Source organism: Pseudomonas sp. Irchel 3E13, assembly GCF_900187455.1.
Taxonomy (GTDB): Bacteria; Pseudomonadota; Gammaproteobacteria; order Pseudomonadales; family Pseudomonadaceae; genus Aquipseudomonas.
Genome location: NZ_FYDX01000004.1, coordinates 238,806 through 259,410 on the forward strand (window position 1 = coordinate 238,806; position 20,605 = coordinate 259,410).

The 20,605-nt window shown below is 66.1% G+C and carries 17 protein-coding genes; 3 read left to right on the forward strand and 14 right to left on the reverse strand.

What is annotated here, in order from left to right; translation table 11 throughout:
• Positions 1–69 precede the first annotated feature (69 nt).
• Entirely contained in the window at positions 70–510 is a 441-nt protein-coding gene (locus tag CKW37_RS07995; RefSeq protein WP_095155147.1) for an NADAR family protein, read from the forward strand.
• 65 nt (positions 511–575) lie between these two features.
• Here the strand turns inward: CKW37_RS07995 and CKW37_RS08000 are convergent, their stop codons facing one another.
• From CKW37_RS08000 to CKW37_RS08045, 10 genes are all read right to left on the reverse strand, one after another.
• Positions 576–1,730 carry an iron-containing alcohol dehydrogenase gene (locus tag CKW37_RS08000; protein ID WP_095155148.1) on the reverse strand — a complete coding sequence of 385 codons (1,155 nt, stop codon included), beginning with the start codon at positions 1,728–1,730 and terminating at the stop codon, positions 576–578.
• A 10-nt stretch (positions 1,731–1,740) separates the two neighbouring features.
• Entirely contained in the window at positions 1,741–2,895 is a 1,155-nt protein-coding gene (locus CKW37_RS08005; RefSeq protein ID WP_095155149.1) for an iron-containing alcohol dehydrogenase, read from the reverse strand.
• Positions 2,896–2,901: 6 nt separating this feature from the next.
• Positions 2,902–3,549 (reverse strand): ATP-binding cassette domain-containing protein, encoded by a 648-nt coding sequence (locus CKW37_RS08010; RefSeq protein WP_095155150.1) that lies wholly within the window; start codon positions 3,547–3,549, stop codon positions 2,902–2,904.
• Positions 3,546–4,316: an ABC transporter ATP-binding protein gene (locus CKW37_RS08015; protein WP_095155151.1), complete on the reverse strand. Its 771-nt coding sequence runs from the start codon at positions 4,314–4,316 to the stop codon at positions 3,546–3,548. Before CKW37_RS08015 ends, CKW37_RS08010 begins: the two co-directional genes overlap by 4 nt.
• Positions 4,313–5,272, reverse strand: coding sequence for a branched-chain amino acid ABC transporter permease (locus tag CKW37_RS08020; protein ID WP_095155152.1), 960 nt, complete (start codon positions 5,270–5,272; stop codon positions 4,313–4,315). Before CKW37_RS08020 ends, CKW37_RS08015 begins: the two co-directional genes overlap by 4 nt.
• Entirely contained in the window at positions 5,272–6,171 is a 900-nt protein-coding gene (locus CKW37_RS08025; protein WP_095155153.1) for a branched-chain amino acid ABC transporter permease, read from the reverse strand. The genes CKW37_RS08020 and CKW37_RS08025 overlap by 1 nt, the downstream gene beginning before the upstream one ends.
• 68 nt (positions 6,172–6,239) lie before the next feature.
• Complete coding sequence (locus CKW37_RS08030; RefSeq protein WP_095155154.1) at positions 6,240–7,574, reverse strand: ABC transporter substrate-binding protein; 1,335 nt, start codon at positions 7,572–7,574, stop codon at positions 6,240–6,242.
• 27 nt (positions 7,575–7,601) lie between these two features.
• Entirely contained in the window at positions 7,602–8,924 is a 1,323-nt protein-coding gene (locus tag CKW37_RS08035) for an ABC transporter substrate-binding protein (protein ID WP_095155155.1), read from the reverse strand.
• Positions 8,925–9,174: 250 nt separating this feature from the next.
• Positions 9,175–10,503, reverse strand: a complete 1,329-nt coding sequence (locus CKW37_RS08040; protein WP_095155156.1) for a sigma-54 dependent transcriptional regulator — start codon at positions 10,501–10,503, stop codon at positions 9,175–9,177.
• A gap of 7 nt (positions 10,504–10,510) precedes the next feature.
• A complete protein-coding gene (locus CKW37_RS08045; RefSeq protein WP_095155157.1) occupies positions 10,511–12,238 on the reverse strand; it encodes a PAS domain-containing sensor histidine kinase in 1,728 nt (575 codons plus the stop codon).
• A 251-nt stretch (positions 12,239–12,489) separates the two neighbouring features.
• Here CKW37_RS08045 and CKW37_RS08050 point away from each other — a divergent pair, with 251 nt between their 5' ends.
• Positions 12,490–14,073, forward strand: coding sequence for an ABC transporter substrate-binding protein (locus tag CKW37_RS08050; RefSeq protein WP_095155158.1), 1,584 nt, complete (start codon positions 12,490–12,492; stop codon positions 14,071–14,073).
• Between the two features lie 57 nt (positions 14,074–14,130).
• Here the strand turns inward: CKW37_RS08050 and CKW37_RS08055 are convergent, their stop codons facing one another.
• Complete coding sequence (locus CKW37_RS08055; RefSeq protein ID WP_095155159.1) at positions 14,131–16,374, reverse strand: TonB-dependent receptor; 2,244 nt, start codon at positions 16,372–16,374, stop codon at positions 14,131–14,133.
• A 253-nt stretch (positions 16,375–16,627) separates the two neighbouring features.
• On the opposite strand from CKW37_RS08055, the gene CKW37_RS08060 reads away from it, so the two are divergent.
• Positions 16,628–17,293 (forward strand): hypothetical protein, encoded by a 666-nt coding sequence (locus CKW37_RS08060; protein WP_095155160.1) that lies wholly within the window; start codon positions 16,628–16,630, stop codon positions 17,291–17,293.
• A gap of 42 nt (positions 17,294–17,335) precedes the next feature.
• Here the strand turns inward: CKW37_RS08060 and CKW37_RS08065 are convergent, their stop codons facing one another.
• The 3 genes from CKW37_RS08065 to CKW37_RS08075 form a co-directional block, all read right to left on the reverse strand.
• A complete protein-coding gene (locus tag CKW37_RS08065) occupies positions 17,336–18,259 on the reverse strand; it encodes an alpha/beta hydrolase (RefSeq protein WP_095155161.1) in 924 nt (307 codons plus the stop codon).
• 114 nt (positions 18,260–18,373) lie between these two features.
• Positions 18,374–19,654 (reverse strand): OprD family porin, encoded by a 1,281-nt coding sequence (locus CKW37_RS08070; protein ID WP_095155162.1) that lies wholly within the window; start codon positions 19,652–19,654, stop codon positions 18,374–18,376.
• A 48-nt stretch (positions 19,655–19,702) separates the two neighbouring features.
• Complete coding sequence (locus tag CKW37_RS08075) at positions 19,703–20,572, reverse strand: hypothetical protein (RefSeq protein ID WP_095155163.1); 870 nt, start codon at positions 20,570–20,572, stop codon at positions 19,703–19,705.
• Between the last annotated feature and the right edge of the window lie 33 nt (positions 20,573–20,605).

Sequence of the window (20,605 nt, forward strand, 5' to 3'; positions counted from 1 at the left end):
TGTCGCGCTCGCGCTCACAATTGCCGCGCTGCTATCCTCTGCGCCTCCCGCCATGACGCAAGGACCGACATGCAGATCCTCTTCTACGAGACCGACAAGCCCTACGGTTGCTTCTCGAATTTCTCCCGGCATCCCATCACCCTCGACGGCATCCTCTGGCCAACAACGGAACATTATTTCCAGGCCTGCAAGTTCACCGAGCAGGTCGATATCGATGCCGTGCGCGAGGCAAAGACACCTTTCCTCGCCGCACAGATCGGCCGCGAGCGGCATCGCTCGTTCCGCAGCGACTGGGATCAGGCCCGCGATCCGGTGATGCTGGAAGCCCTGCGCGCCAAGTTCACCCAGCATGCAGACCTGCGCGAAACGCTACTGGGTACCGGGGATGCGGAACTGGTGGAACACACCAAAAACGACCGGTACTGGGCGGATGGAGGCGATGGCAGCGGGAAGAACATGCTCGGCAAGTTGCTGGAGCAGGTTCGGGCCGAGCTGAACCAGACCCATTGATACCAGATGACGCATCCCCCTGTGAGAGCCAACTCCCACAGGGTTTTGTGCCAGCCTGAAACGCTTTAGTAAATCCCGCGATAGATCGCTGCCACCTCCTCCACCGTCATATCCCGAGGATTGCTGTCGATCAAGCGCTTCAACCCCCCGACCACATCCTGCGCCATGCCCGGGATCGAGGCTTCATCGATCCCCAGTTTCGACAACCTCGTCTCCAGCCCGCTATCGCGCACCAGATCCTCGATCGCCCGGACGAACGCCTCCGCCGCTTCCGTCTCGCCGGCAAACACTTCACCCGGCAACAGATGCCCCGCCAACTCGGCATACAGCCGCTGCGCCGCGCTCAGGTTGAAGCGGATCATCGGCGCCATCACCAGTGCATTGGCATGCCCATGGGGAATGTGGAAACGCGCCCCCAACGGATAGGCCAAGCCGTGAATCGCCGCCACCGAGGCATTGACGAAGGCCATGCCGGCCATCAGCGACCCCTGCAGCATCGCTTCCCGCGCCGCGACGTCGCTGCCGTCGGCCAGCACCTTGCGCAGGTTGCCGCCGAGCAGGCGCAGTGCGGTGGTGGCCAGGCCGTCGGAAATGGGGTTCTTGCGGGTGCGGCTGGTATAGGCCTCGATGGCATGCACCATGGCATCCAGCCCCGTCGCCGCGGTGACCTGGGCCGGCAGGCCGAGGGTCAGTTGCGGGTCGAGCACGGCCACGTCCGGCATCAGTTGCGCCGAGTACACCGCCTGTTTGCGCTGCTGGGCATCGGTGATCACCGATACCCAGGTCACTTCCGAGCCGGTCCCCGCCGTGGTCGGCATCAGCACCAGCGGCAGGCGCTGGCCGCGGGCCTTGTCGGTGCCATAGAGGTCGGTCAGCGGCTGCTCGCTGTTGATCAGCAACGCCACCAGTTTGGCCGCGTCCAGCGAACTGCCGCCGCCAAGACCAAGCACGCCATCGGCCGCGAACGCGCGGCCCTGGCTGACGGCCTGTTCGACCACTGCGGCGGGCGGATCGGCCACCACCTGGTCGAACACCGCGACGGTGCAGCCCGCCGCTTCCAGCGCGGTCCGGGCCTGGTCGGCGAAGCCGAGCTTGACGATGCCGGGGTCGCACACCAGCAGCACGCGACGGACCGCGAGGCCGGCGAAGACCTCGCCGATACCCTGCAAGGCACCCGCCGCGCAGACGATACGCGGGACACTTCTGAATTCGTGGTTCATGGCGATTTCCTCACAGCACCGAGGCGTAGATGGCGCGGGCGTCTTCCCGGCTGACCGGGCGCGGGTTGTTGATCAGCAGGCGTTCGACCTTCATGGCGTCGTCGCTGAGGCGGTCGAGGTCCGCCTCGGTCACGCCCACCTCCGCCAGGCGCTGGGCGAACGGCATGCGTTGCACCAGCGCGGTCATGAAGCCGATAAACGCCTCGCAGGCCTGCGCCGGCGTGTCGAAACGCTGGCCGGGCAGCACGGTCGCCGCCAGTTCGGCGTACAGCGGCTCTGCGGCGCTGCGGTTGAAATTCAGCACCGGCACCAGCACCAGCGCGTTGCTCAAGCCATGGGGCACGTGGAAATGCCCGCCCAGCGGATAGGCCAGCGCGTGCACCGCCGCCACCGGCGCATTGGCGAACGCCATGCCGGCCAGCATCGAGCCCAGCAACATGTCCGAGCGCGCCTGCAGGTCGCCCGGCTCGGCCAGCACCCGGTCGAGGTTGCCGCCCAACAGGCGCAGGGCCTGTAAGGCGAGGCCGTCGGACAGCACGTTTTTCTTGTGCTTGCTGGTGTAGGCCTCGATGGCGTGGACCATGGCGTCGACGCCGGTCATGGCGCTCACCGCCGCCGGCAGGCCAACGGTCAGGCGGGCATCGAGCAAGGCGATGTCCGGGTAGAGCAAGGCGCTGACCACGCCTTTCTTCTCGTGGCTGGGGGTGGTGACGATGGCCACGGCGGTGACTTCCGAGCCGGTGCCGGCGGTGGTCGGCACCTGGATCAGCGGCAGGCGCGGGCCCTTGGCCAGGTTGATGCCGTAGATGTCCGTCAGCGCCTGGTCATGGCCGCAGAGCAGCGCCACCAGCTTGGCGGTGTCCAGCGAACTGCCGCCGCCCAGGCCGATCACCGCCTGGGCCCGGCAGTCGCGCCCCGCCGCCACCGCGTCGAGCACCGACGCCTCGGGCGGGTCGGCCTGGACGTCGCTGTACAGGGTCACTTCAACGCCGGCTTCGCGCAGCGCACGCATCGGCGCCTCCAGCAGGCCGGCGCGTTGCAGACCCGGGTCGCTGACCAGCAGCACGCGTTCGGCACCGAGTTCGCGGCACAGCGCGCCGAGACGCAAGGCGCCATCGACTTCGCAGATCACCCGTGGCGCGGTTTCAAAGGTAAAGGTCGACATGGTTTTTTATCCTGCTCGCACGCTGCCGCGCTCGATGCGGTAGAGCGCATCGACGAGGTCAGCGGAATGGGTGTCATCGGATTCGGAGATCAGCACGCACAGGCCTTCCTGTCCGAGCTGGGCGATCACTTCGCTGAGGCGCCGCGACAGCACCGGCGCCACGCCCTCGAACGGCTCGTCGAGGATCAGCAGGCGGTTGCCCGGCATCAGCGCCCGGGCCAGGGCCACCAGTTTCTGCTGGCCGCCGGACAACTGCATGGCGCGGCGGTCGCGGAACTGGGCGATTTCCGGGATCAGGCCGTAGACCCACTCCAGGCGCTCGGCACTGCCCGGCAGCTTGTTGGCCCACACCGGCAGCAGGATGTTTTCTTCCACCGTCAGTGCCGGGATCAGCCGGCGATCTTCGGGCAGGTAGCTGATGCCCGCCGCCGCGCGCTGGTGGCCGGGCTGGGCGCAGAGGTCGTTGCCGGCGAAGTGGATCGAGCCGGAGGTGGCGTCGAGCAGGCCCATCAGGGTGCGGATCAGCGTGGTCTTGCCGGCGCCGTTGTGGCCGATCAGGCCGACCATTTGCCCGGCGCCGACGTCCAGCGAGACGTCGTGCAGGATCGGCACCGATTCGATGGCGACGTTGAGGTTGCGAATTTCCAGGCTCATGCGGTTGCCCCCTTGTGTGCCCGCTGGCCGCCGGTGACCAGTTCCTGGACCCGGGCGTTGGCCAATACCGTTTGCGGCGGGCCGTCGGCCAGCACTTCGCCGCTGTAGAACGCGAGGATCCGCGACACGTAGCGGCGCACCACGTCCATGTCGTGCTCGACGAACAGCACGGTGACCTGATGCCGCGACACCACCTGCATCACGGTGTCCATCAACTGGGTCTTTTCCTCGGCGCTGACGCCGCTGGTGGGTTCGTCGAGCAAGAGCATCTGCGGGTCGCCGATCAGCGCCATGGCGATATCGATCAGCTTGCGCACGCCTTGCGGCACCGCGGTGACCTTGCTGTCGCGCCAGGCGAGGATGCTGAACTCGTTGAGAATCGCCTCGGCGCGGGCGATCCGCGCGTCATTGCGCAGCGGCCGCAGCAGCGATGGGAACGGCGATTCGGCGGCGGCCAGGGCGATCAGCAGGTTGTCCAGCACGGTCAGTTCGGGGAACAACTGGGCGACCTGGAACGAGCGGGCCATGCCGGCGCGGGTGATCGCCCGCGGCGTGCGGCCGATGATCGACTGGCCGTTGAAGAGGATTTCGCCGCGGCTCGGCTTGAGGTAGCCGGTGACCATGTTGATGAAGGTGGTCTTGCCGGCGCCGTTGGAGCCGATCACGCCCACCACTTCGCCCTTGCTGATGCTGACGTTGACGTCCTTGGCGGCGGTGACCGCGCCAAATTCCTTGTACAGCCCACGGGTTTCGAGAATGCAGCTCATGCCTTGGCCTCCACTGCCTTGGCCCGGCGGGCCTGACCACTGAACAGGCTCCACAGGCCCTTGGGTAGGAACACGATGATCGCCAGCAAGGTGATGCCGAGGATCATCTGCCAGCTATGCGGCACCAGCTCGATGGCGTAGGTGCGCACCACGGCGAACAGCACCGCGGCGATGATCGGCGCCGCCACGTGGGCCGTGCCGCCGAGCAAGGCGATGAAGACGAACTCGCCGGAAGTAATCCAGTAAGCCATTTCCGGGTCGATATGCCCGGCCGCCAGGGCCATGAAACCGCCGCCCAGCGCCGATACCCCGGCAGCGGCGACGTAGTTCATGTACAGCACCCAGCGCGGCGACTGGCCGAGGTACTCGACCCGCACTTCGTTCTCGCGGATCGCCTCGCACATCGCCCCGGCGCTGCTGCGGCCGTAGCGGTGCAGCAACACCGCGAGCACGGCGGACACGGCAACGATGATGACGAACAACGCCAGCGGCGCCTGCCCCGCCGCCGGGCTCCAGCCGAACAGGGTCCAGGCCTTGACGTTGAAGCCGTCGGTGCTGCCCAGGGCCGGGCTTTTCACCAGCATGCCGTAGAGGATCATCGAGAACGCCAGCGACAGCATGGCGAAGAAGATCTCGCGGTAGCGGGTCATCAGCAGGCCGAGGATCATCGCCAGCGCCACCGCGGCAGTGACGCCGATCAGCAGCAGGGTCGGCAGGTCACTGAGGTTGAGGAAATGCCCGCTCATGCCCACGGCGTAGCCACCGATGCAGAAGTACAGGCCCTGGCCAAAGGTCACCAGGCCGGCGCGCATCTGCATCACCACGCCTTGCACCACCATCGACTTGGCCAGCGCCATGGTCAGCAGGAACACCAGCCATTGCGGGGCGATCAGGCCACTCGCGGCGAGCACGGCGGCGACGCCGAGCAGAATCAGTTCGGTTTTATCCAGGCGCATCAGATTTTCCTCGCAAGCACGCGGCCGAACAGCCCCTGCGGACGCACCGCGAGGACCAGCGCCATCACGCCATAGATCACGAAAAGTTCGAATTGCGGCGCGTAGTGCACCGCCGCGGCACGGCTCAAGCCCACCAGCAAGGCGCCGAGGGCGGCCCCTTCAATGCTGCCCATGCCGCCGATCACCACCACGGCGAAGGCCAGCACGATGATTTCCACGCCGATGCCGGGGGCGACGGAAATCGCCGGGGCGGTCAGCGCGCCGGCCAGGGTGCCGAGCACCGTGCCGAGCACGAACACCAGGGTGAACACCCGGCGCACGTTGACGCCCATGGCCAGCGCCACTTCGCGGTCATGGATCACCGCGCGCAGCACCTTGCCCTGGTGGGTGCGCTCCAGCCACAGCCACAGGCCCAGGCCGAGCACCAGCGAAACGCCCACCAGCATCAGGTCGTAGTTGGAGACTTTCAGCCCGGCCAGCACGCTGCGGCCCATTTCCGCGTAAGGCTGGTAGGCGAAGTACGGGTTGACGCCCCAGATCATTTTCATGGCGTCTTCGAGGATCAGCAGCAAGGCGTAGGTGATGATCACCATCAGCACTTCATCGCGGCCATACATGAAACGCAGCAGGCCGCGCTCGATCAGCAGGCCGACCACCAGCCCGGCGGCCAGCGCGCAGCCGAGCATCATCAGGTAGCCGACCCAGACCGGCCCGACTCCGTTGTTGAAATACCAGCCCACCAGCGAGGCGGCGGCATAGGCGCCGATCGCATAGAAACTGCCATGGGCCATGTTCAGGATGCGCATGACACCGTAGATGACGGTGAGCCCCGCCGCGACCAGAAACAGCCACGAGGCATAGATGGCGCCGTCGATCAGCACCGCGTAAAGACTCAGCATAAGTGTGTCCCAGGCAAGAGTGGCGGCCAGGACCGGCCGCCACGATCAGTCAGGTGTGGGCAATGCGATCAGTTGCACTGCGCGCCAGGGAAACCGGCCTTGATCCAGTCATGGGCGGTGGTGCCGTCAGGCGGGGTCACGCACTCGCCGGAGAAGGCGATGACGTTTTGCACGCTGCCTTTCTTGGCGGCCGCATCGTAGTGGTACTCACCGTAGGCGATGCCCTGCATGGCTTGGTGACCACCGGCGCGAGCCATCTGCACGGTGCCGGAGACCGATTCAAACGTGGCGCCCTTGAACGCCTTGGCGATTTCCAGTGGCGCCGGCACCTTGCCGGCCTCGGCCTTAGCGTTTTCGGCGGCGAATTTCAGGCCGAGGATGGCCTGGGCCATCTTGCTTGCCGGATAGGTCGGCGCTGCTTTGTAGGCCGACTGATAGGCCTCGGTGAACCAATTGTTCAGCGGGTTTTCCGGGGCGAAGGCGCCGAACGGGCCACGGCCGCCGATGATCATGCCGTTGGGGGCCTGGTCCTTGTAGCGGGCCAGGGCCGACTCGCCGCAGGTCAGCACCGCGGTGGCGTCTTCCAGCAGGCCGCGGGAGTTGGCCTGGAGCACCAGGGCCTCCATGTCGCCGCCCCAGAAGCTGGAGTGGATGATTTCCGGGCGCTTGACCGACAGCGCCGAGATTTCCGCGCCGTACTGGCCCTGGAACACCTTGGGCATCTGCGATTCGACCACCTGGCTCTTCGGCATGACCTGGGCCATGGACAAGGTGAAGTCGTTCCAGCTGTCCTGGCCCCAGGCGTAGTTCTGCTGGATGCCGCCGACGCGCACGGCGTCCGGACGGGTCTTGGCCAGGTAACGGGCGGCGCCGATGTTGTCCACGGCGGCGTCAAGGCTGGTGCGGAAGACGAATTGCGGGGTCTTGTCTTCGCTGAACAGTTGCGAGGTGCCGCAATCGTAGAACACGGTCATCGCGCCCAGCTCTTCGGCCACCGGCGCAATCGCCAGGCAGTCGCCGGACGAGATGTAGCCGACCACCGCATCGACCTTCTGCCGCTGCACCAGGTTGCGGAATTCTTCGACCTGTTTGGCGGCACCACCGGCCTCATCGATCATCACGATTTCGATCTCGGCGCCATTGATGCCCAGCTTGTCGTAGGGCGCGGGCAGCTTGCCCTGGTTGAGGCCTTCCACCAGCACTTTGGCGGCGTTGGCCGACGGCTCGCCGAACGGGCCGGCCGCCGGGCCGGAAAGGAAAGTCACAACGCCGATACGGAACTTACCGTTCTCGGCGGCAACAGTTGCGCCAGTGAAGGCAGTGGCCATCCCCGCTGCGGCGATCGCCAAAGCCAGGGGCAGTGCTTTACGGTGTTGCGGGACGCTTTTCTTATAGTTGTTCATGGTCATTTCCATTACGGGTTTACAGGTCTAGGGGGCATGCCCCTCGGGATTACGGGTTTGCAGGGCTTGCCGGCGCGCGCGCACGGCCGGATCGGGCAGCAGGTCCTGGGCGGAATACACCGACCATTCGCCGAGCATCAGTTGCGCCGGCGGGTAATCGTCGTTGCGCACCGGCGTGCCGATGGCCTGGGTCTGCTGGATCTGGTGGGTCAGCGGGTCGATGCGCGAAACAAAGCCCGGTGGGTCCTCCGGCAAGGCGATTTCCAGCCCTTCGAGGGCATTGACCAGCGATTCGGTGTCGGTGGCGCCGCCGGCCTTTTTGCTGGCTTCGGCCAACACCATCACGCCGGTGTAGGCGCCTTCGGCGGCGTAGGTCGGGTAGCGCCCGGTCAGGGTGTGGAAGCGCTCGACGAACGAACGGTTGCGCGGCGTCTGCGGCCAGTTGTTGTGGTGCCGCGCGGAAAGGATCAGCCCCGGCGGCGCCTTGTCGCCGAGGGCGACGAGAAAGTCGTAGTTGCCGCCGGTATCGAAGTTGGCCAGCCGTGAGCGCTCGAACAGCCGCGTGCCGGCGGCCTGCTTGACGAAGGCGTGGAAATCGCCGCCCCACAGGGCCGAGACGATGATGTCGGGTTTGGCCTGCTCCAGCGCGGCGATATAGGCCGAGTAGTCCGGCTCGTAGAGGCGCGGCCAGAGTTCGGTGACGTCCTCGAACCGCACGCCGAGCTGGCGCAGCGCTTCGTGCAGGTCGTCCCGCGAGACATGGCCGTATTCGTAGTCGGGGCCGATGAACGCCAGGCGCTTCCAGCCGGTTTTCGCCTGCAGCGCCTTGAGGTAATGGGCGCCGGCGGCCATGGAGGTCCAGGTGTCGTTGGTGACGCGGAAGTAGTAGCGGTGGCCGTTTTCCAGGGTCATGCGCGACGAGGCGTGGTCGGTGCCGATCATCAGCACCTTCTCGTCACGGGCCAGTTGGCTCACCGCGATCGCCACCCCGGACGAGACCATGCCGCACAGCACCTGCACACCGTCCTTGCGGATGAACGCGCGGGCCAGGCTGGTGCCGTAGGAGGCTTTGGACTGGTCGTCGTCGATGATCACCCGCATCCGTGGCACCTGCTGCCCGGCTTCGCGCTGGGCCTGCAACTCACCCAAGGCGACCTGGATGCCGGCGATGCTGTCCTGGCCGTAGATCGCCGCCCGCTCGGTCATCGGGTACAGGCAGCCGAGGGTCAGGTCGGCTTGCGCGGCGGCCGCGCCCAGCTCGACGCGACCCGCCTGGGCATTGCCGGCATGGGCAAGCAGCAGGCCGCTCAGGGCGACAACGGTGGGCAGGTGGGAAAACGGCAGTTGCATAGAATCCCTTTTGGGGCGTTCGTCGACGCCCTCTTGTCGGTTTACGGAATGGGTTATCGCAAAGGCTGTGCCAGCCTTCGCGCGAACGTGCATGAGAAACCGCGAAAGCGCTCTGGAACAAGGCTTTTCGCGGTGTTGTGTGACGTATTCGATACGCCGCGGCAGGGTCTGCCACGGCGCTGGGCGGGAGAGGTTGAGCGGCTTGCGCTCAGTGCGCGCGAGCGCTTGAGCGGTTAGCGCTCATCGGGCACTACAGGCCCAGGCGCTGCAAACGGCGCTTGAGCGCATGCCGGGAAATCCCCAGCAGGTCGGCGGCCAGGCCCTTGTGGCCGGCGCTGCGGCTGAGGGCATCGTTGACCAGTTCACGCTCGGCGCGCTCGAGCTGATCGTCCAGCGCCGACAGCGAGGTGGGCGCTGGCTCGCTCGAATGCAGGTGCGCGGGAAGCTGGGCGGCGCTGATCGCCTGGCCCGGCAGCAGAATGGTCAGGCGCTCGATCAGGTTCTTCAGTTCACGCACATTGCCCGGCCAGCGATGGCGTACCAGCGCGGCGGCGGCATCGGCCTGGAGTTCGATGGGCGCGGCCTTTTCCTCCTGGGCCTGGCGCGCGGCGAAGTGCCGGGCCAGCAGCAGGATGTCGTCGCCGCGCTCGCGCAGCGCCGGGATGTCGATGGTGATGACGTTGAGGCGGTAGAACAGGTCTTCGCGGAAACGGCCTTGGCGCACATCGTCGGCGAGGTCGCGGTTGGTCGCCGCCACCACGCGCACATCGGCGCTGCTGGCCTGGCTGGCACCGACAGCGCGGTAGCTGCCGTTCTCCAGAAAGTGCAGCAGCTTGGCCTGCAGGGCCAGCGGCAACTCGCCGATCTCGTCAAGAAACAGCGTGCCGTTGTGGGCCTGGGTGACCAGACCGACGCGCTTCTGATGGGCGCCGGTGTACGAGCCCTTCTCCGAGCCGAACAGTTCGGCTTCGATCAGTTGCTCCGGCAGCGCCGCGCAGTTGACCTCGATGAACGGGTGCGCGGACCGCGCGCTGTTGGCGTGCAGCGCCTGGGCCACCAGGGTTTTGCCGGTGCCGGACTCGCCCAGCAGCAGGATACGCGTGGCCGAGCTATTGGCGATCCGTTGCACCGCCGCTTGCAGGCCGCGCATCGCCGGGCTCTGCCCGAGCAAGGCGCCCTGCTCCGCGACCGCCACCTCGTCACTGGGCGGCACCGCAAGGGTGTTGTGGATGGTCGCCAGCAGATCGTCCAGCTCGAACGGCTTGGTCAGGTAGTCCGTGGCACCGCCCTTCACCGCCTGCACCGCGGCGCGGGTGTCGCCGTGGGCGGAAATCATGATCACCGGCAGGTCCGGCCGGCATTTGCGCAGGCCTTCGAGGGTGGCGATGCCATCCATCCCCGGCAGGCCCAGGTCGAGCAGGACGATATCGACGCCCACCGTGCTGTCGGCCAGCAACTCCAGCGCCGCCTCGCCGCTGTAGACCGCGCGGGGCAGCATGCCTTCGCCGCGCAGGGCGTAGCTCAGGGAGCGCACCAGCGCCTCTTCGTCATCGACGATCAGTACATGTATTTCAGACATCGGTCGCTCACTTCAGATAAGTCACTGCGGGCGTGGGGAAATCCAGGGTCACCACAGTGCCCTCGCCCGGGTTGCTCGCGAGCTCCATTCGCGATGCGTTGGCTTCCAGCAGTTGTTGGCAGATGCTCAGACCCAGCCCGGTGCCGCGGGCTTTCAGGGTGAAAAATGGTTGGCGCACCTGTTGCAGCGCGGCCTCGGGAATGCCGCAGCCTTGATCCACCACGGTCACGCAGACCCGCTCGCCCCAGGCCTGGCCGTCGATGGCCACGCCCTGCCCCGGCGCGCTGGCTTCCACGGCGTTGAGGCAGAGATTGAGCAAAATCTGCTGGGCCTGGTCCGGATCGACCCACAGCCGCAGACCGGTTTTGCAGGTGGCCGAAAAGGCGATGCCCTTGGTGTCGGCCGCGGGCGCGATCAACCGCGCCGTGCGCTCGAACAGCGCGGCCAGGTCCACCACCTGTGGGTTGGCCGGGTGTGGCCGGCCGTATTCGAGCAGGTCGCTGGTGACGTGGGACAGCCGATCGATTTCCTGGCACAGGTCGCTGAGCAACAGGCGCCGCTCGGTTTCCTGTTCGCGGCGCAGCAACGCCTGCACGGTGGTCTTCATGGTCGCCAGCGGGTTGCGCACCTCATGGGCCACGCCGGTGGCGAAGGTGCCGAGCACCGCGAGGTTTTCCGAGCGCACGGTGCGCTCCATGACATCGGCCAGGCGCCCGGCCATGACATTGAAGGCGCGGGTCACCCGGCCGATTTCGTCGTTGTGGGCCTGTTCCGGCAGGCGATAGCCGAGGTCACCCGACGACAGTTGGTGCGCCCCGTCCACCAGCGTGCCGACCCGCGCGCGCAACTGCCGCGACAGGGTGAAGAACACGACCAAGATAAAGCTGATAAACCCGACCGCCGCCAGGTACAGCCACCAGCGGGCATCGTCCAGCGGCTTGAGCACGGCGCCGGGCTGCACACTGAAAACCACCTGCCAGCCGGGCAGGATCACCGGGCCTTCGCGCCAGTCGGCGGGGGCCTCGACCTGACGCCCGGTGGCATCGATAAAGGCGCCGCCGGGCACCCGCAGCAGCGGCGTTACCACCCCGCCCAGGCCGGAACTGACCAACAATTCGGTGACCGAGGCCAGGCGCAGGTGCAGGCCGATGCGCACGCGGTGATCGGTACGGCCATTGCGGATGGTCTTGCGGATCAGCAGCCAGCCCGAGCGCCCGGCCTGGGGCGTTACCGGGCCGATCACCTCGATGTCGCCGACCATTTGCCGTGGCAGGCCGTCGAGCGACCAGCCCTCGCGGCCCCAGTACGGCGCGCCCGAGGCGGCCTGCCCGGGCATGACCTTGAGCAGGCGCTCGTTCTCGTCGAAAAACAGCACGCCGTAGAGAAACGGCAGCTCGCCCTCGAGCTTGAGCAAGGCATCGACATCGCCGGCCGGGTGCGCCTGGTCGGCGATGAAATCCGGCATGTTGGGGTGATTGGACAGGGCCGAGAGCTGGTAGAAACGGTCGTCGAGAAACGACGACAGCCGGTTCGCCGTGGACAGCGCCTGGGCATCGAGGCGTTCGCCGGTCAGGCGGTTGAGCAGGTCCTTGGCGAGTTGCTCATAGAGCACGGCCAGGGCGATCAGCGCGACGCTCATCACCACGATGGACAACAAGGTATAGCGCGCCACCAGGCTGCGCCGCGGGCGAGCAAGCCGTCGCCAAAAGGCGCTGGCGGGGAATTCGATATCCATGGGATTTGTAATTGTTTTTCATGTGATGGCGGGGAGGATAAGGAGCGCGGGTCGGGGTTGTCCATTGATTCAGAGACAAAGCGCCCACCCCGCTGAACTGTTGATGTGTTGCTCCAACAGCAACACCGCACTGCTTGCGTGGCAGCAATCGCCAGCCGCCTCCGGCCTGAACACCGCGCCACGCCGGCCTTTGCGCCACATGGCGCGAAACCTGCTCTGACCCGTCGATTGGACAGTCAAAAGGCCCCCTCATGAGTTACGACAACGCCCCCTTCTCCCGCCGTCGGTTTATCGGCAACAGCCTCGCGCTCGGCGGCCTGGCCCTCGGTGGCAGCCTGCTCGCCGGTTGCGGCGACGACAGCCAGTCCGCCGCCGACGGCCTCAGCAGCAGCGGCCCGCGCCAGGGCGGCCGCCTGCGCCTGGGCATTCTCGACGGTAGCAAAAGCGGCAACCTCGACGCCCACAAGCCGACGGGCAGCGGCATCGTTCGCGGCTTCGCGCTGTACAGCAAACTCTGGGAATGGGACGAGAACATGCTGCCGCGCCTGGCCCTGGCCGAGGAAGCCGAGGTCAGCCCGGACGGCAAGGTCTGGACCCTGCGCCTGCACAAGGACCTTGAGTTCCACCACGGCAAGACCATCGATGCCGACGACCTGATCTTCTCGATCCGCCGCCTCACCGACCCGCAACTCGCCTCGCCCTACGCCGCGCTGCTGCACTGGATCGACCGCGACCACCTGGAGAAACTCGACAACCGCACGATCCGCGTACGCTTCAAGGACGGCGCCGGCTTCGTGCCGCTGCCGGAAACCTGGGTCAACTTCGGCGGCATCGTGCCGGTGGATTACCACCCCATCAGCAACCCGGTCGGTGCCGGCCCGTACAAGCTGAAGAGCTTCAACCCCGGCCAGCGCTCGCTGTTCACCCGTTTCGAGAACTACTACAAGCCCGGCCGGCCGTATGCCGACGAGCTGGAAATCATCGAGTTCAAAGACCAGACCACGCGCCTGGCGGCCTTGCAGGCCGGGCAGATCGACATGGCCAATGCCCTGGCCAACGAGCACCTGAAAGTGATCGAAAGCGACCCGCGCCTGCAATTGATCAGTTCGGTCACCGGCAACTGGCTGAGCCTGGACATGAACACGCAGAAAGCGCCGTTCAACGACCCGCGAGTGCGCCAGGCCTTCCGCCTGCTGGCCGACCGCGACGAGTTGGTGAAGCGCGTGCTCAATGGCCAGGGCCGGGTGGCCAACGACCTTTACGCACCGAACGATCCGACCTTCGACCACAGCATCCCGCCGCGCAAACAGGACCTGGAACAGGCCCGGACCCTGCTGCGCGAAGCGGGTCAGGAACAGCTCAAACTGGAACTGGTGGCCGAGCAGAACAACGTCGCCCTCGCCTCCGCGCTGGTCTACGCCGAGCAGGCGCGCCGCGCCGGGGTCGAGATCACCGTGCGCCAGGTCGACAGCGCCACATTCAACGGCCCGCAGCACACCGAGTGGACCTTCAGCACCGGCGGCAGCATCGGCGCGCCATTCCTGACCTGCGCCCTGCATGCGGACGCGCCGGTGTCGGTGGCGAACAAAACCCACTTCGACGACCCGCGCTTCTCCGAACTGTTCCTCAAAGCGCTGGCCGAACCCGACCTGGAAAAACGCAAACCGCTGGTGCATGAAGCGCAACGCATCCAGTACGACCATGGCGGCCTGCTGGTGTGGGGCTACGCCAACCTGCTGGATGGCTTCTCGCAACGCGTCGGTGGTGCGGCGGCGGAGAAGACACTGTTTCCGACGTGGCGGTTTGATCAGTTGTGGTTGAAAGGCGGGGTTTGAGTTTCAGGCCCCATCGCTGGCAAGCCACGCGCCGCAAAGCGCGTGGCCCTTCCCCAATCAGAAGTGCGTCGTCACCGACACCCCATACGTCCGCCGATCGCCCCGAGCATCCCAGGCGATATCGAACGGCAGCGGCACGCTGTCGGTCTTGTAGCGCTTGTCGGTGAGGTTGTTGACGTAGCCGCTGACGTCCAGGTCATTACGCCCGCCGAAGTGGTAGGTCAGGCTGGCATTGCCCAGGGTGTAACCGCCCTGCGAAACGCTGTGGTCTTCCTGCGCGGTCGGCAGGAAGAAGATCCGGCTCTGGTAGCGCCAGCTATTGTCGAGGGTCAGCGCGTCGCCACCTGACAGCGGAATGCGGTAGCTCGCGCCCACCGACAGCGTGCGCGACGGCGAACGGGCGATGCGGTTGCCGGAGTAGTCCGGGCCGCCTTCGGAGGCGAAGTCCTTCAGCTCGGTGTGCAGCAGGCCGAGGGAGCCGCGCACTTGCAGGTTCTGGATCGGCAAGGCCTGCAGCTCGAATTCGGCACCGCGAATCACCCCGCTGCCGCTGTTGGTCAGCAGCGACACCACTTCGCCGTTGCTCACCATGACGTTGTTCACCTGGATATCGGCGTAGTCGTAGTAGAAGACGTTGGCGTTGGCGATCAGGCGCTCGTCGAACCACTCGCTCTTGATCCCCAGTTCGTAGGCATCGACGTTCTCCGGCGCCACCACCGAGGTTTCCGCCTGCACCGTCGCGCCGCCGTTGAAGCCACCGGAACGGAAGCCCTTGGCGTAGCGGAAGTAGACGCGGGCGTTGTCGTTCAACTGGTACTCGGGGGTGAAATCGTAGGTCAGCTTGCTCCAGGTGCGGTTCTCGTCCTGCACGGCCACGGTGGCCAAGTCGCCGGTGTAGTTCTTCCACCAGTGCTCGCTGCTGCCGAAGGCGACGACGTTGGCGCCCGGCGCGGCGACGCGGTGCAGGTCAATGTCCTTGGTTTCGCGGGTCCAGCGCAGGCCCAGGGTCAGGCTCAGATCGTCGGTGGCCTGCCAGGTGCTGCTGCCGAACAGCGCGTAGCTGGTGGTGGTCTGGTCGAGGTCGGTACGTCCATAGCTGGCCACCCCGAACGGCGCGTTGTAGGCGGTCGGCAGGATGGCGCTGCTGCTGGCGCTGTCCAGGCTTTCGTGGAACAGGTGGGTGCCGACGATCCAGCTCACCGGCTGGTTCTTCGGCGAGGACAGGCGCAATTCCTGCGACACCTGACGCCAGTGGTCGTCGGCATAGGAGCGGCCGAATTCGTAGATGCCCATGTTCGGTCCCTGGGCCTTTTCGTGGACATCGTCCAGAGCGGTGATCGAGTCCAGCGTCAGCTCGCCCAGTTCCCATTGCAGGTTCAGTTGCACACCGTTGTGCTCGACGCGGTCCTCGGCCTTGCCAGTGTACGCCGCTTCATCGTCCTTCAACGATGGCGCCGGGCCGAACAGCGTGGTGCCACCTGGGCCCGCGCCCCAGGCCCGGGTCGGAATGCCCTGGCCTTTGTAGTCGCGGGCGCGTATTTGCAGAGTGGCCTGCAAGGTGTCGCTCAGGCGGGCGAGGATTTGCGCGCGCACCGCCTGGTCGTGAACGTCGCCGTAGGTGTGGTCGTCCACCAGGTTCTTCAGTTGGCCGTCCTTGCTCTGATCGACGAAGGCCACCCGCGCCGCCAGCCGATCCTCCACCAGGGTCCCGCCATAGGCGCCCTCGTAGAGCCGCGAATCGTAGTTGCCGGCGTCCACCTTGAAGTAGCCATTGCCCTCTTCGAAGGCCGGCTTGCGCGAAACGAAGTTGATCGCCCCGCCGGTGGTGTTCTTGCCCCACAGCGTGCCTTGCGGACCGCGCAGAATCTCCACCCGCTCCAGGTCATAGAGCGGACCACCAGTGGCGATATGCGGGCTGATGTAGGTGTCATCGACATAGATCCCCACCGGGTAGACCGTGGTCGACGCCATGTCGCCCGAGCCCATGCCGCGGATATACCAGCGCGGCCGCTGGTTGCCGGCGAACTCCGGGGCGATGGCGTTGGGCACATCCTGCAGCGCCTTGCCGGCGGTGAAACCGCCACCGGTATTGCGGATGCTGTCGCCGGAGACCGCGGACACGGCGGAGGCCACATCCTGCAGCGATTCCTCGCGCTTCTGCGCGGTCACCGTGACCGTGGGCAACGCATCCTGATTCTTCGCCGGAGCGTCTTCGTTTTCAGCGGCCAGCAGACCCTGGACAGGCAACACCGCGGCAGCGATCAACAACGCCAGGCTTTGGCGACGGAACGGAACATTCATGTGGGCAGATCTCTTTTTTCAAGTTGCTGCCCGTATGGCAAGCCCCGTGCCAAACGCTACGCGCCAGGCAGGCCGGGGGTTTTGGCCGGGGTGGTGAAGTTGACTGCTGCGTCAGAGGCAGTGTGCCAGCAGGGTTGTGTTGCCTGGGATGCAAGTTGCCATCATCCTCTTGAGTCCACGCACGGCACGCCGTTAATCTGCGTGCTGGGCTTCACTGCGATAAAGTCCCCCTCCACTCAGCAAGGACGTTCAAATGGGTCAGCTTAATGAAGTACTTCGCGCGTTTAACGGCGATGCGTTTGCAGAGGCACGGGAGCAGGCGGCCACACTGTTTGAGCTAGGCGCGACGCGTGCCGCGCTGATGGAACTTGAACTGAACCAACACCTGAACGCCCTGCTGGCGGGCGGCGACGACAAGCAGACCATTCCCGTGTCGAACATCCTCGACGCGCACTCGGAAGTTCACGCACTGACCGCCTACACCGACCCTGGCCATATCATCGGCACGTTCAAAAACGCCCTGGCCAATTTCGTGCCGGGTGGGCGGGCCGCGGTCATCGAGAGCATCAGCATCCTGCTTTCCGGGGTTCTGAAGGCGTCCCTGCAGGATCCCAACACCCACGCCGAGGGCAAAGCCCTTTACGTGGTGCTGGCGGATGGGCAGTCGCTGGTGAGGCTGGACATCAAGATGTGGTACAGCGATGTGTCGTCGCGCGCGCTGCACAGGGCCGCGGAGAAAATCGTGGTCGTCTCCGCGGTCAAGTCGACGATCGACGTTACCCGGTTGGCGCTGAATACATTCCTCAGCGTCTATCAGCGCCAGTTGATGAGCAGCTCGGGAAGCAGGGTTGAACTCACCAGAGAAATCGAAGACATCGCCGCCTTGTTCAGGGCCTTGAAGCGGGCCCACGAAGCGTAGTGGGTGATGCTCACGATGCAGTTATCGCGAGCAAGCTCGCTCCTACAGGAGGAGGCGTGCGCGCAGCCAATCGGCAATCTCGTCCCAAAGCTGCTCCACCCGCGCCACGCCGAACGCCCGCAACCCGGAGTGCACCAACCCTTCCACCACGCGCACTTCGGCCTGCCCGCCCGCCTCGCGCAACGCCTCGCCATAGGCGACCCCGTGATCCCGTAGCGGATCGATGCCGGCCACGCCGATGAAGGCCGGGGCCAGTCCGCTGAAGTCGCTGGCTTCCAGCGGCATGGCGCAAGGATCGAGGCGCTGGTGGGCATGCGGCAGGTAGCCCGCCAGCGATTGGTTCAGGCCCGCGACGTTGAGCATCGGCGCCCGGGCGTGTTGGTGCATCGACGGCAGGTGGTCCCGCGCTGTCAGCACCGGGTAGGCCAGCAATTGACCCAGCGGCTGGGGCTGGGCATCGCGACGCAGGGCCAGGCACAGCCCCGCCGTGAGGCTGCCGCCCGCGCTGTCGCCACCGACGATCAGGCGTTCACGACTCAGTTCGGCATCGATCATTCCGCGACGCAGCCCGAGCCACGCCGCCAGGCAATCGTCCAGTGGCGCCGGGTAGCAGTGCTCCGGCGCCAGTCGGTAATCCACGGCGACGATGGCGATCTTCACTCGCGTTGCCAGGGCGTAGGCGAACCAGTCGTGGCTGTCGAGACTGCCCAGGTCCCAGCCACCGCCATGCAGGTACAGCAGCGTCGGCCAGCCGCCTTCGGGTACCGCGCCCTCCGGTTTGTAGACCCGCAGGCGCAGGCCATCGAGCGAGTGATCGGCCACCCGCAGCCCCGCCGGTTTTTCCGGTGTGCAGGCCCGGCAGGCGCGCAGGAAGGCTGCGCGGCGCGCGTCGATGTCGTTGCTGACCGGAGCGAAGCGCTGCGCGGCTTCGACGTAGGCGCGGATATCAGGATCAAGCGTGTTCATGGGTTACTCCGGGAAAGCAGTTGCACGCCGCAAGCGCTAGGCCGCCAGTAAAAGCAGCCGGTGTCGCTGCCGCTCTTTACTTGCAACTTGCCGCTTGCAACGTGGAGCTTGCCGCTAGAACAGCGGCAAGGTGTAGGCCAGGATCACCCGGTTTTCATCGCGCCGGCCGGTGGCGTCGCCTTGCAACTGGACGTTGCGCCAGCGCAGGGCGAGGTTTTTCAGCGGGCCGTTCTGCACCACGTAGGTGATGTCGATGTTGCGCTCCCACTCGCTGCCGTCCTCGCCGGCGACCTTGAAGTTGTCGCCCTTGACGTAGCGGGCGAAGGCGCTCAGGCCGGGCACGCCGAGGGACGCGAAGTCGAGGTCGTAGCGGGCCTGCCAGGAACGTTCCTGGGCGCGGTCGAAGCGCAGCACCTGGACGGCGTTGGCCACGGCCGGCAGGTCGGTGTCGTGAATGAAGGGCAAAGCGCTGTCGCCGGCGTTGTACTGGTAGCCAAGGCGGAAGGTCTGCGGGCCGAGGTTGGCGCTGAGCATGCCCGAGGTCATGCGGCTGTCCAGCTTGCCGGCCTTTTCCGCGCCGGACTCGCCGGTGTCGAGGTAGTTGAGGGTGCCGCCGAGGGTCCAGTCACCGAGCTTGCGGCTGTGGGTGACGGTGGCCAGGTTCTGCTGGTAGACGTCTTCCAGGCGCCCGCCCCACAGGCCCGCCGACCACTGCGGGGTGATGCGCCAAGTGCCGCCGAGGTAGTCGAAGCGGTCGCTGAACACACTGTAGTAGTTGCCCACCTGGATATCCCGGGCGCCTGCGAATTCCCGCTGGTTGACCTGGCGCATCTGCCCGGCGCTGAGGTCGAGGTTATCGATCTCGCGAACATCGAGCATGGCGCCTTCAAAGAACTGTGGCAGCAGCCGCGCGTCGCCGGAGCTGACCAGCGGGATTTTCGGGAACAGGCCGCCCACTTTCAGTTCGCTCCTCGAGTACTTGAACTTGATGGCGGCGGTGGCTTCGGAAAACTGATCCACCGAGCGCGGATCGGCGTTGCGCGGGCCACCGGCGCGGTCATAGGCGCCGGGCAGCAGCGCGGAACCGCTGCGCGATGGCGAAGAATCCAGCTTCAGGCCCAGGCCGGCGTAGACGTCAACACCGACGCCAATGGTGCCTTCGGTGTAGCCCGATTCGCCCTTGAGGATAAAGCCCTGCGCCCATTCTTCAATCTTGGACTGGGCCGGCGCGGTGGAGTCGCGCAGGTCGTGGTTGTAGTAGAAGTTGCGCAAGGTCAGGTTGGCCTTGGCGTCGTCGAAGAATGCCGCGTGGGCGCCCAGTGGCGCGAGACCGAGCAGCAGGCTCAGGGGTTTTGCAGTGCGAGCGAAGCCCGCCCCTTTCGAGGTGTCTTTCATTATTTTTGTTCTCGGTTGTGGTGTTGAATCAGGGTTGCGCGGCAGGTCTCAATGGCCTTGCCAGGTAAATGTCAGGGTCGCTTCCAACGACGCGCCAGGTGCCAGTTCGCGGGTGCCGGTTTCAGCCCAACTATCTCGCGGCTGGTTAAAGGCATCGGCCAGGTGCGACACCGGTTCCAGGCACAGGTACGCGGCACCGCCCGGGGCGAAGGCGACGAAGTGGCTGAGTTCAGGCGAGGCCTGGATGCTCAGCCGCCCTTGCGGGTAGTTCAGGTCAAGCTGGCCGTCCCAGCGCGACTGGTAATGAGCCCGTGCGCCGCCGTCGGCGGCGGCGATGGTCCAGGTTTTCAGGGCGTCTTCGAACGCGCCGGTCGCCAGGTATTCATCGTCGATCCGCCATTCGCGGCCCGTCCGCCAGACGGCGCGCATGCCCGCATGGCGCTGGAAGTACGGGTGCAGGCCAAGCCCGGCGGGCATCGGCGTATCACCGGCGTTGCTCAGGCGCAGCGTGACGGTCAGGCGGTTGCCGTCCAGGGCGAACGCCTGCTCGGCACGAAACGCCCAGGGCCAGTGCTCGCCCTGGTAGTCGCAGCGCATCAGCGCCTCTCCGCCCTCGGCGCTCAGCACGTGCCACGCTTGCGTGTGGCTCACGCCATGCAGGGTGTGCGGCCGCGCCGCCGGGTGCGCCGGCAACCCGTGCTCGACACCGTTGAACGCCAGCCGCGCATTGCGCAGGCGGTTGGAATACGGCATCAGCGGATAGGCGCCAGCCCGTGGCCAGTCCAGCGGATCGAAGGCGTCGCTGGCGATCGGCAGCAACAGCTCCAGCCCCTCGGCACTCAACCCGGCGATGCGCCCGCCCCAGGCGGGCAGCAGGCGCAGGTTCCAGATCGAATTGCTCAGTACAACGGCTTGCATGGGACCTCCACTGCCCGAAATCGGGCATGACAA

What these genes read in the sequence shown, in the direction of transcription:
- CKW37_RS08065 (WP_095155161.1), bottom strand. Translation starts at nt 18,259, where the DNA reads ATGAACACGCTTGATCCTGATATCCGCGCCTACGTCGAAGCCGCGCAG.
- CKW37_RS08000 (WP_095155148.1), bottom strand. Translation starts at nt 1,730, where the DNA reads ATGAACCACGAATTCAGAAGTGTCCCGCGTATCGTCTGCGCGGCGGGT.
- CKW37_RS08040 (WP_095155156.1), bottom strand. Translation starts at nt 10,503, where the DNA reads ATGTCTGAAATACATGTACTGATCGTCGATGACGAAGAGGCGCTGGTG.
- CKW37_RS07995 (WP_095155147.1), top strand. Translation starts at nt 70, where the DNA reads ATGCAGATCCTCTTCTACGAGACCGACAAGCCCTACGGTTGCTTCTCG.
- CKW37_RS08010 (WP_095155150.1), bottom strand. Translation starts at nt 3,549, where the DNA reads ATGAGCCTGGAAATTCGCAACCTCAACGTCGCCATCGAATCGGTGCCG.
- CKW37_RS08050 (WP_095155158.1), top strand. Translation starts at nt 12,490, where the DNA reads ATGAGTTACGACAACGCCCCCTTCTCCCGCCGTCGGTTTATCGGCAAC.
- CKW37_RS08030 (WP_095155154.1), bottom strand. Translation starts at nt 7,574, where the DNA reads ATGAACAACTATAAGAAAAGCGTCCCGCAACACCGTAAAGCACTGCCC.
- CKW37_RS08060 (WP_095155160.1), top strand. Translation starts at nt 16,628, where the DNA reads ATGGGTCAGCTTAATGAAGTACTTCGCGCGTTTAACGGCGATGCGTTT.
- CKW37_RS08005 (WP_095155149.1), bottom strand. Translation starts at nt 2,895, where the DNA reads ATGTCGACCTTTACCTTTGAAACCGCGCCACGGGTGATCTGCGAAGTC.
- CKW37_RS08020 (WP_095155152.1), bottom strand. Translation starts at nt 5,272, where the DNA reads ATGCGCCTGGATAAAACCGAACTGATTCTGCTCGGCGTCGCCGCCGTG.
- CKW37_RS08035 (WP_095155155.1), bottom strand. Translation starts at nt 8,924, where the DNA reads ATGCAACTGCCGTTTTCCCACCTGCCCACCGTTGTCGCCCTGAGCGGC.
- CKW37_RS08045 (WP_095155157.1), bottom strand. Translation starts at nt 12,238, where the DNA reads ATGGATATCGAATTCCCCGCCAGCGCCTTTTGGCGACGGCTTGCTCGC.
- CKW37_RS08075 (WP_095155163.1), bottom strand. Translation starts at nt 20,572, where the DNA reads ATGCAAGCCGTTGTACTGAGCAATTCGATCTGGAACCTGCGCCTGCTG.
- CKW37_RS08055 (WP_095155159.1), bottom strand. Translation starts at nt 16,374, where the DNA reads ATGAATGTTCCGTTCCGTCGCCAAAGCCTGGCGTTGTTGATCGCTGCC.
- CKW37_RS08070 (WP_095155162.1), bottom strand. Translation starts at nt 19,654, where the DNA reads ATGAAAGACACCTCGAAAGGGGCGGGCTTCGCTCGCACTGCAAAACCC.
- CKW37_RS08015 (WP_095155151.1), bottom strand. Translation starts at nt 4,316, where the DNA reads ATGAGCTGCATTCTCGAAACCCGTGGGCTGTACAAGGAATTTGGCGCG.
- CKW37_RS08025 (WP_095155153.1), bottom strand. Translation starts at nt 6,171, where the DNA reads ATGCTGAGTCTTTACGCGGTGCTGATCGACGGCGCCATCTATGCCTCG.